At 40.4% G+C, this 14,246-nt stretch carries 9 protein-coding genes and 1 tRNA gene; 7 read left to right on the top strand and 3 right to left on the bottom strand.

The window, feature by feature from the left end; genetic code table 11:
* Positions 1-23 precede the first annotated feature (23 nt).
* The 3 genes from CKV71_RS11865 to gltC form a co-directional block, all read right to left on the bottom strand.
* On the bottom strand, positions 24-815 hold the full coding sequence (locus CKV71_RS11865; protein ID WP_095107009.1) for a YibE/F family protein: 792 nt from the start codon (positions 813-815) through the stop codon (positions 24-26).
* On the bottom strand, positions 812-1,924 hold the full coding sequence (locus CKV71_RS11860) for a YibE/F family protein (RefSeq protein ID WP_095107007.1): 1,113 nt from the start codon (positions 1,922-1,924) through the stop codon (positions 812-814). The genes CKV71_RS11865 and CKV71_RS11860 overlap by 4 nt, the downstream gene beginning before the upstream one ends.
* 191 nt (positions 1,925-2,115) lie before the next feature.
* Entirely contained in the window at positions 2,116-3,000 is an 885-nt protein-coding gene (gltC, locus tag CKV71_RS11855; protein WP_095107006.1) for a glutamate biosynthesis transcriptional regulator GltC, read from the bottom strand.
* Between the two features lie 143 nt (positions 3,001-3,143).
* On the opposite strand from gltC, the gene gltB reads away from it, so the two are divergent.
* From gltB to treR, 7 genes are all read left to right on the top strand, one after another.
* Positions 3,144-7,640 carry a glutamate synthase large subunit gene (gene gltB, locus CKV71_RS11850; RefSeq protein ID WP_095107004.1) on the top strand — a complete coding sequence of 1,499 codons (4,497 nt, stop codon included), beginning with the start codon at positions 3,144-3,146 and terminating at the stop codon, positions 7,638-7,640.
* Positions 7,641-7,663: 23 nt separating this feature from the next.
* On the top strand, positions 7,664-9,136 hold the full coding sequence (locus tag CKV71_RS11845; protein ID WP_095107003.1) for a glutamate synthase subunit beta: 1,473 nt from the start codon (positions 7,664-7,666) through the stop codon (positions 9,134-9,136).
* A gap of 138 nt (positions 9,137-9,274) precedes the next feature.
* A tRNA-Ser gene (locus tag CKV71_RS11840) sits at positions 9,275-9,367 on the top strand.
* Between the two features lie 184 nt (positions 9,368-9,551).
* Positions 9,552-9,959 carry a VOC family protein gene (locus CKV71_RS11835; RefSeq protein ID WP_095106999.1) on the top strand — a complete coding sequence of 136 codons (408 nt, stop codon included), beginning with the start codon at positions 9,552-9,554 and terminating at the stop codon, positions 9,957-9,959.
* A 153-nt stretch (positions 9,960-10,112) separates the two neighbouring features.
* The gene (treP, locus tag CKV71_RS11830) at positions 10,113-11,540 is read left to right on the top strand and encodes a PTS system trehalose-specific EIIBC component (RefSeq protein ID WP_095106996.1); all 1,428 of its coding nucleotides are present in this window, start codon (positions 10,113-10,115) and stop codon (positions 11,538-11,540) included.
* A 119-nt stretch (positions 11,541-11,659) separates the two neighbouring features.
* Entirely contained in the window at positions 11,660-13,297 is a 1,638-nt protein-coding gene (treC, locus tag CKV71_RS11825; protein WP_095106994.1) for an alpha,alpha-phosphotrehalase, read from the top strand.
* Positions 13,298-13,324: 27 nt separating this feature from the next.
* On the top strand, positions 13,325-14,047 hold the full coding sequence (treR, locus tag CKV71_RS11820; protein WP_095106992.1) for a trehalose operon repressor: 723 nt from the start codon (positions 13,325-13,327) through the stop codon (positions 14,045-14,047).
* Positions 14,048-14,246: the final 199 nt, after the last annotated feature.

Here is a 14,246-nt window from a genome sequence, read left to right as displayed (position 1 = left end):
CGGTAGCGGCGGGCGATTGTGTATTATGTCTGTTTGTCGGATACCGGTTGTGTGACCTTTTTGCCAGAATGGCGGTGAATGAGCCAAGCGGTAATCCAAGCGGTAATTGGAATACTGAGTGCGACTGCGATGCCTCCGAAGAGGATGGACACGAATTCTTGGGTGAATATTTTGGCGTTGATGATGTGTCCGAATGAGTAATTGAGTTTGAAGAACCAAAAGAATAGTGTCAGTTGTCCTCCGAAATAGGCGAGGTAGATGGTGTTAGCTGAGGTTGCCAGGATTTCTCGTCCTACGCGCATTCCGGATTGGAAGAGTTCTGTGCGACTGAGATTCGGATTGGTTTCGCTCAATTCGTACATGGGTAAGCTGATGGTGATGGCTAAATCGACGACGGCTGCTATGACGGCGAGTACGGTGGTGAAGACCATGAATTGAATCATGTTGATGCCGATGTTCATGGAATACACATAAGTTTCGTCTTGTTGTTCTGTCGCGAAGCCTTGCAAGTGGCCGGTTGCGACTGCGAAGTAGATGACGCCTAATAGGATAGCTGTGGTTAGGCAAGTACCGATAAAGGCGGCTTGAGTCTTGACGTTATAACCGTTTAACCCAAATAAATTGAGGCTGGCAACTGCGAGACAGAAGAGTATTGCCACGATCGGAATCGGTAATTTCAAGACGATGGCTACGAGAGCGATGAGTACCATCAGGAAGTTCAAGAAGAGCATGCCGTATGAAATGGCACCTTTCTTGCCTCCGAAAGCAACCATCAGAATCAAAAGGATTAAAGCTAAAATTAATACTGCGCTCATGTGTGTTCACCTCGCAATTTAGCCCATACTTGCATGAGCAGTATAGTAATCGGAATGGTTAGAACGATGCCGATGCCGCCAATTAAAGCACGCGCAATTTCTAATGACCAGTTCATAGAAATGGTATAAGTAATCGTGTTGGCGTTTCTGAGATAAATCAACATCATCGGCAGACTGCCGGCTAAGTATGAAAAGAGCAGAATATTCGTCATCGTTCCCATGATATCTTGGCCGATGTTACGTCCTGCTAAAGCCCAGCGTGTCATGTTGATATTCGGTGTACGCTGCCAAATTTCATACATTCCGCTTGCAATCGTGATGGCAACATCCATGACAGCGCCAAGTGTACCGACGATGACTGATGCCATAAAGACTTCTTTAGGCGGTAAGGTCAGGAAACTCATGGTTTCGTATTTAATGCCGGCACCGCCAGTTGAACGTATGACGATTTCGGCGATACCAACACATAGGAAAGTGCCTATGAGCGTACTGACAATCGTGATAGCGGTTCGCCAATGCCACCCTGTAACCAGCAACAAGGTGACGGCGGTTGCTAGAATAACTGCAATGCTCATCAATAAGAATAAACTGGTTGCTGGAAAGGCATTATGAATCGCAATTGCGCCGATAACCGCTGCGGTGTTGAAGATGAGCGAGAGTATCGACTGGATACCTACTTTACGTCCGACCCATAATACAATGAAAATAAAAATACCTGTCATGAAAACGACTAAGGTATCACGTTTCTTCTCAATTATATTGGCATCGCTCGGATGTTTATTGATATGCAGCAGCACTTTGTCATGCGTGTTGAATTTTTCAGAGTCTGCTTGTGATGCGTAATACGTATTGCTGATGTGACCGCTTTGTCCTTTGAATTTACCATTCAATACACGGATAGTCAGCTTATCAGAATGCTTTGTATCTTGGTTGTGATGTTCATCGGTAACTTGTTCGGTCTTCAAATGTTGCACCTGTGTAATTTCACCAATAGGCATGCGATAAAAACGTGCATTATTCATGGTGAAAAGTAAAGCGACGAGAAAGAGCACTATAAAGGTAAGCAATACCCACGTAAAGGGCTGCTTGAATTTATTTTGATATGACATGATGTGAAAACACCTCATAAATTTGTATAGTTTCAATAGACAACGCGATTATACGCTTAATGAAATGAGAATTCCAATGATTGTGTGGAGAAGGAGGATAAGCAAAAGAGAAGAGGAACGAAAATAACTGGTAGAACTGGTAGAAGCGGTTATTTTCGTTCGGAAAGTGATTTGTAAACTAAGTCAACGGCTTAATGATAGACCGATGTATGTGATAATAAAGCGGTAATTTCGCTTTGTAATGCCTGTAATTCAGGCTTATGGTTATCTTTATGCACCACTACACAAATCGTTCGTTTGATTTCAGTATGAGTTAAAGATAAACGTTCCCAATCTTCGCTTTCTTTTAATAATGCATATTGCGGCGCAAAGACGTATCCTCTATTTTTCTTTAACAGATAAGCAGCTAAACGTGTTGATGAAATACGATGAATGGAATTTCGGGTCGTTTGCTCAATTTGTTGGATTAAGGCACCCGGCATTTCAGATAACGAAAATAGTGTGCATTGATTTAATTGGTTAAGCGGAGGTTGTGTCGCAGAAGCGAGCGGATCTTGTTTCGGCACATATAATGCATAAGCGTCTTCAAATAACGGCGTAATTTCTAAGTCATTACGGTGCTTTAAGTCGGCAGACAAATCCATAAAGGCTACATCAATTTCTCTTGTTAAGAGCATATGCAGCAGTGTTTCATTGTCTTTCATTAATGGTAACAATGTTGTTGGATGTTCATTTTCAAATTTTTGAACCAATAATGGCAGCAATTGCGCCACATAACTTTCTACATAGCCCATTTTAATACGCTTAGATTCAGCTTCTTGCTCTTGACGGAACATCTTCAAAGTTTGTTCGCTTTGCTCTACTATCTTTGCTGCTTCAGTCAAAAATCGCTGGCCTGCTTTAGTTAAATAAATATTTCTGCCTTCTCTTCTGAAAAGAGAAACATTGAGTTCGTCTTCTAATTGAGAAATTTGTCTGCTGATTGCGGATTGGGCGATGTTCAATTCTAAAGCTGCTTCGGATAAATGTTCACGTTTTGCAACCTCAATAAAATATTTGAGTTGTTTGAATTCCATTTTCTGCACCCCGCTTATTGTTCTAATAATTAGAATAATATCATCTAATTTCCATATTGAACAGAAGAATCGCCTTCTATATTATATTAGTTATCAAGAAAAATCTGAAAATTCATACAATGTATATAAAAGGAGGAGCAAGCATGAGCGCGAAAACACAGAATCAAGGTTTATATGATCCGCGATATGAGCATGATGCTTGCGGTATTGGTTTTTATGCCAACATGGATAATTTAAGATCGCATGATATTGTTATTCAATCACTTGAAATGTTACGTCGCTTAGACCATCGTGGGGGGATTGGTGCAGACGGCATGACAGGTGACGGTGCAGGAATAATGACGGAAATTCCATTTGATTATTTTAAGAAACATACTGATTTTGATTTGCCTGCTGAAGGTGAGTATGCAGTAGGATTGTTTTTCACCAATACACCTGTAGAAGGGTCGACACACGAAACAGTATTTCGAGCTTATTTTGAAAGTGAAGGGCTGAAAGTCATCGGCTATCGAAATGTTCCGGTTGAAGTATCGGCAGTTCCGCCGCATGTAGCTGAAACCATGCCTTATATCCAACAAATCTTTATAGATTTAAATCACAGTGCAGATGCTGAAAAACGCTTGTATCTTGCGCGTAAACAAATTGAATTCTATGGTGATGAGCAAGGATTAGAGCTTTATTTTACTAGCTTATCAACGAAAACAATTGTCTATAAAGGGTGGTTGCGTTCAGATCAAATTAAAAGCTTGTTTATAGATTTAAATCATCCAGATTATATTTCTAAACTTGGTTTAGTGCATTCTCGTTTTAGTACGAATACCTTCCCGAGTTGGAAACGTGCACATCCTAACCGTTTGCTGATGCATAACGGCGAAATTAATACGATTCGCGGAAATATTAATTGGATGCGTGCACGTCAAAAGCGGTTGATAGAAACATTATTTGATGAAAATGACCGTGCGAAAGTTCACGACATTTTAGATGTAGATGGCAGTGATTCTTCAATTGTAGATAATGCATTAGAATTTTTATCATTGGCTATGGAACCGGAAAAGGCTGCAATGCTGTTAGTGCCTGAGCCTTGGCAATACAGTAAAGCAAATCAAAGTTCAGTACGAGCATTTTATGAGTATTACAGTTATTTAATGGAACCGTGGGATGGACCGACGATGATTTCGTTCTGTAATGGAGATAAAATCGGAGCGCTGACTGACCGTAACGGATTGAGACCTGGACGCTATACTATCACCAAAGATAATCATATTATCTTTTCTTCTGAAGTAGGTGTGATTGATGTCGATGAAGCAGACGTAGCATTTAAAGGACGTTTGAATCCTGGACGTTTGCTGCTCGTAGATTTTGATAAACATGAAGTGGTACATAATCACATTTTGAAGAAAGAAATTGCAGGCGAATTACCTTATGAAGCATGGTTAGAAAAACATAAAGTAAATATCAATCTAGATCTTCCTTTTAAAGACAAAGCATGGAATGAAGATACATTGCAACGTTTGCAAAAGCAATTCGGTTATACGCGTGAAGAAATTCATAAGTATATGAAAGAACTGGTGGAAGGTAAGAAAGATCCAATTGGTGCGATGGGATACGATGCGCCGTTAGCTGTGCTGAACGAACGCCCAGAGTCGTTATTTAATTACTTCAAACAATTATTTGCACAAGTTACCAATCCTCCGATTGACGCCTATCGCGAAAAGATTGTAACGAGTGAGTTGACGTATTTAGGGAAAGAAGGCAATTTGTTGCTTCCTAATACTGAAGCCTTGAATCGTTTGCAATTGAAACACCCTGTTCTTACAGAAGTACAATTGCAAGCAGCAGAAGCTGGACCTTTCAATGCACAATATTTATCGACGCTTTATACCGGAAGTTTAGAGGATACCTTAGAAGATTTGAGAAATAAAGCAGTACAAGCAGTGAAACAGGGGCATGATATTTTAATTTTAGATGACAGCGGCTTACAAAATGAAGAAGGCTATGCAATTCCGATTTTACTGGCGGTAAGTTATTTGCATCAGGCGTTGATTAATGAAGATTTGCGTCAAGAGACAAGTCTTGTCGCAAAAGGCGGAGAAATCCGCGAAGTACATCATGTCGCATGTTTATTAGGATATGGCGCTAATGCAGTATTACCGTATTTAGCGCAAGAAACCGTTGCAGCATTAGTCAGACAAGGGGAATTATCTGGCGATGTTGCATCACAGGTTAAAGTTTATACTGACGTATTAGCTGAAGGTGTTATTAAAGTTATGGCGAAAATGGGTATTTCAACCGTTCAAAGTTATCAAGGGGCTCAAATCTTTGAAGCGGTCGGTCTATCTCAAGCAGTCATTGATAAATATTTCACAGGTACGCAGTCTAAACTCTCAGGTTTAACCATTGATTTGATTGATAAGGAGAATAAAGCACGTCAAAGTCGAGAAGAGAAACATCTAGACTCAGGCAGTACATTCCAGTGGCGTCAACAAGGGCAATATCATACTTTCAATCCGACGACTATCCGATTGTTGCAACATGCTTGCCGGGAAAATGATTATGCGATGTTCAAAGAATATTCTCGAAGTGTCAATGAACAGCGGACAGATCATATTCGCCAGTTGATGAAATTTAAATCTCGTAATCCTATCAATATTGATGAGGTTGAACCTATTGAGGCGATTGTACATCGTTTTAACACTGGAGCAATGAGTTACGGATCTATTTCGAGAGAAGCGCACTCTACTCTAGCTGAAGCGATGAATCAAATCGGAGGTAAAAGTAACAGCGGTGAAGGCGGCGAGGAACCAGAACGTTATCTTTTAGGCCCCGACGGAGAGAATTTTTCAAGTTCAATTAAACAAGTGGCATCTGGACGCTTTGGAGTAACAAGTGATTATTTGCAACATGCAACTGAAATCCAAATCAAGGTTGCACAAGGCGCTAAACCAGGGGAAGGCGGACAGTTGCCAGGTTCTAAAGTTTATCCTTGGATTGCTGAAGTTCGAGGATCGACACCAGGAATCGGTTTGATTTCTCCACCACCGCATCACGATATTTATTCAATTGAGGATTTAGCCCAACTGATTCATGATTTGAAAAATGCAAATCCGAAAGCGAATATCGCAGTGAAATTAGTTTCTAAAAGTGGTGTCGGAACAATAGCAGCAGGTGTGGCAAAAGCGTTCGCTGATAAAATTGTTATCAGTGGTTTTGACGGCGGAACGGGCGCTTCACCTAAAACGAGTATTCAACATGCTGGACTGCCTTGGGAAATCGGTCTAGCAGAAACGCATCAAACTCTCATGATGAATAATTTACGTTCACGTGTAAGATTAGAAACAGATGGCAAGCTCTTAACAGGACATGACGTTGCTTATGCTTGTGCATTAGGGGCTGAAGAATTCGGTTTTGCAACTGCGCCTTTAGTTGTGCTCGGTTGTATTATGATGCGTGTGTGCCACAAAGATACTTGTCCAGTCGGCGTGGCGACACAAAATGAAGATTTGCGCAAACTGTTTACAGGGCGCGCAGATTACGTGGTCAATTTCATGCATTTCATTGCACATGAATTACGTGAAATATTAGCTGAACTTGGTTTACGTACAGTAGATGAGTTAATTGGCCGATCAGATTTATTGGAACCTTCAGCAGAGGTTCATAATGAAAAAGCGCGTTCTCTGAATGTGATACCGCTTTTACATCAAGAAACAGGACCGCGTTTTAAAGAAATTGAACAACAGCATCACCTAGCAGAAGGTTTTGATGCAACAGAATTGATTCCAGACGCAGAAGCGGCCATTTCGGCTGGAACGAAATTCAGAGGACATTATCATTTGTGCAACGAGCAGCGTGATGTAGGTGTAACTGCCGGCAGTCTGATTACTCAAGCACATGGAGCGGAAGGTTTACCCGAAGATACGATTTATGTTGAAACTACTGGCCATGCTGGCCAAAGTATCGGTGCGTTTACACCATCTGGATTAACCCTTCACCATACCGGTGATGCTAATGACTATGTTGGTAAAGGTTTATCAGGCGGTAAGATTATTATTAATGCACCGAACACAGAACGAGAAGAAAATATTATTGCCGGAAATGTATGTTTCTATGGAGCAACAAGCGGTAAAGCCTTTATCAACGGTTATGCCGGAGAGCGTTTCTGTATTAGAAACAGCGGTGTACATGCAGTTGTAGAAGGAATTGGTAATCACGGATTGGAATACATGACAGGAGGTCGTGTAGTTGTCTTAGGAAATGTCGGAGATAACTTCGGTCAAGGAATGAGCGGCGGTGTAGCCTATATCTTCCCTGATGATGTAGAACAATTTAAAACTTACCATGCGTTAGACACATTGGATTTTGATACTTTATCTCATCCAGAAGAATTTGAAACACTGCGTAATATGTTGGAAGAACATGTAACGTATACAGGAAGTAAGAAAGCAGCAGCAGTTTTAGCTGATTTTAATAATATTGCTGACCATGTAGTAAAAGTAATTCCTAAAGATTATAAGCTTATGATGCATAAGTTGGAAATGCATCAACGTTTAGCTGAAGACAATGACAAAGCAGTTTTAAATGCATTTTACGATTCCAGCACTGAAGTGACAACATCAGAGGAACCATTTTCAGTTGTTTATTAACGGAAAGGAAGGAGTGTTTTCAAATGGGAGAATTTAAAGGATTTATGAAGTATGACAGACAAGCACTACCGGAACTTTCGTTAGCAGAACGTTTAACGAGTCATGCAGCATTTCAACAATGTTTTTCAAAAGAAGATGCGAGCATGCAGGGTGCGAGATGTATGGATTGTGGAACTCCTTTTTGCCAAGCAGGTCAACAGGTTGAACGTGATACAGTAGGCTGTCCGATTGGGAATTATATACCAGAATGGAATGATCTTGTCTTTCATCAAGACTATAAAGCGGCCTACGAACGTTTAGCAGAAACTAATAACTTTCCGGATTTTACCGGACGTGTTTGTCCGGCTCCGTGTGAACAAGCTTGTGTGATGAATATTAATCGTGATCCGGTCGCGATTAAAGGAATTGAGCGTACTATCGTTGACGAAGCATTTAAAAATGGCTGGGTTCAACCGAGAGTGCCGGCACAGCGTTTAGGGCAACGCGTAGCTATTATAGGAAGCGGTCCTGCAGGATTGACTGCAGCTGATGAATTGAATGCAAAGGGATATGAAGTGACCGTTTATGAACGTGCGCACGAAGCAGGCGGTTTGTTGATGTACGGCATTCCGAATATGAAATTAGATAAAGATGTGGTCCGTCGTCGTATTCGATTGATGGAGGAAGCAGGTATCCATTTTGTCACGGATACAGAAGTTGGAAAAGACATCTCTAAAGAGACGCTTGAATCTGAAAATGATGCCATCATAGTGTGTACAGGTTCTCAACAAGCAAGAGACCTTCCATTAGAGGGACGCATGGGATATGGCATACACTTTGCTATGGATTATTTAACAGAGCAAACGCAAATTGCAAATGGAGAATTAAAACCAGAAAATGCAGAAATCAGCGCCGAAGGGAAAAATGTAATTGTAATTGGTTCGGGTGATACCGGTGCCGATTGCGTTGCGACTGCTTTGCGTGAGAATTGTAAAACAGTAGTACAGTTCAATTATCGTACAAAGCTGCCTGAGCGTTATGAAATTCAAGGTAATCCTTATTGGCCATTGTCTATGCCTGTATTTAAAATGGATTATGCACATAAAGAAGCGGAAGAACGTTTCGGTTACGAACCTCGTGCTTATGGCGCGCAAACCATGCGTTATGATGTAGATCGTATCGGCAATGTTCGAGGTGTTTATACGCAAACTTTGAGAAAAATGCCGGATGGCAGTACACGAATTGACGATACCGAAAAACATTGGCCTGCAGATTTAATTCTACTAGCGATTGGATTTACAGGCACTGAAAATACCGTGCCGAATACGTTCGACTTACGCACAGAGCGAAACAAAATTGTAGCGGATGAGCACGATTATGCGACTAACCAACCGCATATATTTGCAGCAGGCGATGCGAGACGTGGTCAAAGTTTAGTCGTTTGGGCGATTAAAGAAGGTCGCGGTGTTGCCAAATCTGTTCACAGATATTTACAAAAGCAGCTTGTTTTAAATTAATAAAAATCAATGATAGAGGGGCATCTGTCCCTCTATTTTGCTGTAATATGAATTTGTCAACAAGGATTGTGTAAAATTTACTTAAAAAATTGATTGACTTTTATAATGGGGTATAATAAGATATTTATTGTGCTTATTGGAGGAATACCCAAGTCCGGCTGAAGGGATCGGTCTTGAAAACCGACAGGAGCTTAACGGCTCGCGGGGGTTCGAATCCCTCTTCCTCCGCCATTATAAATGAAATCCAAGACTAATAGATATAAAAAGGCAATCATTCAATTTCCTATTGAGTGCTTGCCTTTTTAATTTGTATTTTTTGAGATTCCAGTAATCTCTCTTAATTTCTCGTATTTCTAGTTTACTTTTTTAAAAAATAAGGAATGAAAGAACTAACTTACAACGGAGGTTATGCCCCATGGAAATTAAAGTCGCAAGTATATTTGTAGATGATCAGGACCAAGCATTAAAATTTTACACGGAAATATTAGGATTTCAAAAGAAAGCAGATGTACCAGCTGGAGATTATCGATGGATAGCTGTAGTTTCTCCAGAAAATCCAGAGGGCACACAGTTGTTGCTTGAACCTAACAACCATCGTGTCGCTCAAGCGTATCAAGAAGGGCTGAAAGAAGAAGGAATCCCTTGTACGATGTTTGATGTGGATGATGTACAAGCAGAATATCAACGACTTAAAGAGCAAGGTGTCGGATTTACGATGGCGCCGATGGATTATGAAAATGGTGTTAAATTCGCTATTTTCGATGATACATGCGGTAATTTAATACAAATTATTGAGCGTAAGGCAATTGAAAATGTACGATAGAGAGAGTGACGGAATTCAGCAGTTCCGTCACTTTTTTAGGTTAAATGAGAAAGAGTTTAAGTAAAGAAGTTATTAATTTTTCATGAAAGCCTTTACATAACTTGTCTAGACAAGTACAATAGACTCAAATATCAAACAAAGGGAGTGAGTCGGATGGCTGTGAAAGATAAAGACGTCAAACAGATTGTCGAGGCAATCGGAGGCGCTGAAAACGTAGAAACCGCAACGCACTGTGTGACACGATTACGCTTAGTATTGAAGGACGACGATAAAGTAGATAAGGATAAATTAAGTGATAATCCGCTTGTTAAAGGACAATTTAAAGCGGATAATCAATATCAAATTGTAATCGGACCTGGGACAGTCGATGAAGTTTACAAGAAGTTCATGGATAATATCGGCAAAGAAGGGGCTTCGAAAGATGAAGTCAAAGCAGCGGCAGCTAAGAAAGGGAATCCACTGCAACGTCTCGTTAAATTATTGGGGGATATTTTCATTCCAATCTTACCAGCCATCGTAACGGCCGGTCTGTTAATGGGGATATACAACCTCTTAACTATGAAAGATTTATTCGGACCGAAACCTCTAACAGAACAATTTCCGCAGATTCATGATTTCGCGGATATTGTGAACGTCATCGCAACTACTGCGTTCATTTTCTTGCCCGCATTAATTGGTTGGAGCAGTATGCGTGTATTCGGCGGAAATCCAGTATTAGGTTTAGTACTAGGACTTGTCTTGATGCATCCGCAACTCGTTTCGCAATATGATTTGAATCAAGGTTCAAAAATTCCAGTCTGGCATATCTTCGGTTTAGACGTGAAACAACTGAACTACCAAGGACAAGTATTGCCGGTATTATTAGCGTCATATGTGCTGGCTCAGATTGAAAAGGCCTTGAATAAAGTGGTTCATGATTCCATTAAGATGTTAGTAGTCGGACCTGTCGCTCTACTCGTAACAGGATTCTTAGCCTTCTTAGTGATCGGACCGATTGCATTGTGGATTGGAACAGGTATTACAGATGCTGTAACATTCTTATTCAACCGTGCAGGATGGTTAGGCGGCGCAATCTACGGACTGTTCTATGCTCCGCTTGTAATTACAGGTTTACATCATATGTTCTTAGCGGTCGATTTCCAATTAATGGGAAGCAAATTAGGCGGTACTTACTTATGGCCGATCTTGGCAATCTCAAATATCTGCCAAGGTTCAGCAGCATTCGGCGCTTGGTTTGTATACAAACGTCGTAAAATGGCCAAAGAAGAAGGACTTGCTTTAACTTCAGGTATTTCTGGTTTGCTCGGCGTGACTGAACCCGCTATGTTCGGGGTAAACATTCCAATGAAATATCCATTCGTCGCAGCGATTGTGACTTCATGTGTATTAGGAAGCATTATCGGCGCAAGTAAAGTATTAGGAAATGTTGGTGTCGGTGGTGTACCAGCTATCATTTCCATTCAGAAAGAATATTGGATTGTATATGGAATTTGTACCATCATTGCAGTAATTGTACCAGCTATCTTAACAGTCGTCTTTTCTAACTTCGCGAAAAATAAAGCGAAAGAGATGGTCGACTAAGCAGTAATATCAGTTAAAATAGAGATAAATGCGCGAATGATTTGATTGAATACAAAACAGAACATCACTTTCCAGATGTTCTGTTTTTCTATAAAGAGAGAGGAAAAGGTGGTCATATTATGCAACAGAATGATTGGAAAAAATCTGTAGTTTATCAAATTTACCCAAAATCCTTTAATGATACAACTGGCAACGGTGTAGGTGATTTAAATGGAATTATTGAAAAAATGGATTACCTTGAATATTTAGGTGTAGATTATCTTTGGTTAACACCGGTCTATCAATCACCGATGAATGATAATGGTTATGATATCAGCGACTATTTAAGTATCAATGAAGATTTTGGCACGAAAGAAGATTTGCGCCACTTGCTGGATGAAGCCCACAAGCATCATTTGAAAGTGATGCTGGATATTGTAATTAATCACACATCTACTGAGCATGAGTGGTTTAGAGAAGCCATTTCTGCTCCGGACAATCCATATCGTGATTATTATTTCTTCCGTAAATCTGCGAAAGATGGTGCACCACCAACGAATTGGGAATCTAAGTTCGGCGGCAACGCTTGGAAATATGACGAAGCCACTGATGAATACTATTTGCATCTCTTCGATGTGACGCAAGCAGATTTGAACTGGGAGAACCCTAAAGTACGTGAAGCGCTCTATGACATGATTAATTATTGGATAGATTTCGGTGTGGACGGTTTCCGCTTCGACGTCATCAACTTGATTTCAAAAGGTGAATTCCGTGATTCAGATAAAATCGGTAAAGAATTTTACACAGACGGCCCGCGTGTTCATGAATTTATCCATGAAATGAACCGCAATACTTTCGGTGGCAAAGATTTAATGACAGTCGGAGAAATGTCTTCGACTACCATTGATAACTGTATCAAATACACGAATCCAGAACGCGAAGAGTTGAATAGTGTTTTCAATTTCCATCATTTGAAAGTAGATTACCAAGATGGGGAAAAGTGGACAAAAGCAGACTTTGACTTTATTGAATTGAAACGTATTTTGATGGAATGGCAAATCGGTATTCATGACGGCAATGGTTGGAATGCCATTTTCTGGTGCAACCATGATCAACCTCGTGTCGTATCTCGTTTTGGTGATGATTCAACAGAAGAAATGCGCCAGAAGAGTGCGAAGATGTTAGCCGTAGCGCTGCATATGCTGCAAGGCACACCTTATATTTATCAAGGTGAAGAAATCGGCATGACCAATCCGCATTTTACCAACATTCATCAATACCGAGACGTAGAATCATTGAATGCTTATGACTATTTGAAAGCTCAAGGTGTTCCAGAGAAAGAAATATTGCAAATTCTAGCTCAGAAATCACGCGATAATTCACGTACCCCTATGCAGTGGACTGCCGGTGAACATGCCGGATTTACAAGCGGCACACCGTGGATAGACATTCCGAATAATTATCAACACATCAACGTAGAAGATGAAATCGAGAATGACCATTCTGTTTTGCAAACCTATCGCGAACTCATCCGTCTGCGCCATGAACATGATATTGTGACATACGGCGATATCCTTCCTTTATACATGGATGATCCGAATTTGATGATTTATCAACGCAGCTACGAGGGAAGAACATGGCTTGTAATAGCAAACTTCAACAAAGAAGCAGTAATGGTGCCAGAAGACCTAGATACCAACGGCGAAGTTATTCTAGAACGCGGCACTATCAATAATGGAGAAATCGCAGGCTACGGTGCCATCGTGATTGAACAGTAATTTACAGTAAAGAATCGAGTGAGCGCAATGTTAACGAAACCTAAGAAATTCACTAAAATCTACGACGATTTAAAAGCAAGCATTTTAAATGAAGAAATCAAATATGGAGAACAACTTCCCTCCGAAAACGACCTAGTCACCACCTACAAAGCTTCACGTGAAACAGTACGCCGAGCTCTAAATTTACTCGTCAGCGAAGGCATGATTCAGAAAATCAGAGGCAAAGGCTCAATCGTCATCTATCAAGGCGTGACAGAATTTCCCTTTTCAAAACTGACCAGCTTCAAAGAAGTACAAGAAAGACTAGGCATCGAGCTCGAAACCGAAGTGAAAGTTTTGGAAAAAGAAACCGCTGGAGAGGTGCCTAACGTGAGAGAAGCCTTGAACCTGAGTAACGAAGATAAACTTTGGCACCTCATACGTTATCGTAAAGCCAACGGGCGCGTGAAAATCATTGATGAAGATTATTTGGTGGAAGCAATTGTTCCAAATTTAACTGAGGATATTGTGTCTGACTCTTTATATAATTATATCGAACAAGACTTAGGATTAGATATCAGCTACTCACGCAAAGCCATTACTTTCGAGCCTTTCTCAGAACAAGAATATGAAGCATTCGGCGATATCAACCCGCCTTACACAGCAACCGTCCGCGGAGTCGTACATTTGAAAGATATGACAAAATTCCAATATAATGTCGCAAAGCATATTGCGACAGATTTCAGATTCGTAGATTTTTCAAGAAGATGAAACAAAGACCAATTCGTGAAACTTATCATGAGTTGGTCTTTTGCATATTCTAAATATACTTATCAAAAAATCGAGCAAACGAAATCTTAAATGGAGGTCAGCTCTTCAAAGCTTTCTTTTTAATAGAGGGAACTTAAAATTCACGAAATTTACAAATCGTTAAAGCTTGCATTACGACCTTTAAATATAGTATGATATA

This window comes from Staphylococcus piscifermentans, assembly GCF_900186985.1.
Lineage (GTDB): Bacteria > Bacillota > Bacilli > Staphylococcales > Staphylococcaceae > Staphylococcus > Staphylococcus piscifermentans.
The sequence above is the reverse complement of the archived record's forward strand: the minus strand, read 5'-3'. Positions and strand labels throughout refer to the sequence as shown.

Excerpts from the sequence above, each read along its gene's own strand:
- treC (WP_095106994.1), top strand. The coding sequence starts at position 11,660 with ATGCAACAGAATGATTGGAAAAAATCTGTAGTTTATCAAATTTACCCA.
- CKV71_RS11865 (WP_095107009.1), bottom strand. The coding sequence starts at position 815 with ATGAGCGCAGTATTAATTTTAGCTTTAATCCTTTTGATTCTGATGGTT.
- treP (WP_095106996.1), top strand. The coding sequence starts at position 10,113 with ATGGCTGTGAAAGATAAAGACGTCAAACAGATTGTCGAGGCAATCGGA.
- CKV71_RS11845 (WP_095107003.1), top strand. The coding sequence starts at position 7,664 with ATGGGAGAATTTAAAGGATTTATGAAGTATGACAGACAAGCACTACCG.
- CKV71_RS11835 (WP_095106999.1), top strand. The coding sequence starts at position 9,552 with ATGGAAATTAAAGTCGCAAGTATATTTGTAGATGATCAGGACCAAGCA.
- gltB (WP_095107004.1), top strand. The coding sequence starts at position 3,144 with ATGAGCGCGAAAACACAGAATCAAGGTTTATATGATCCGCGATATGAG.
- gltC (WP_095107006.1), bottom strand. The coding sequence starts at position 3,000 with ATGGAATTCAAACAACTCAAATATTTTATTGAGGTTGCAAAACGTGAA.
- treR (WP_095106992.1), top strand. The coding sequence starts at position 13,325 with ATGTTAACGAAACCTAAGAAATTCACTAAAATCTACGACGATTTAAAA.
- CKV71_RS11860 (WP_095107007.1), bottom strand. The coding sequence starts at position 1,924 with ATGTCATATCAAAATAAATTCAAGCAGCCCTTTACGTGGGTATTGCTT.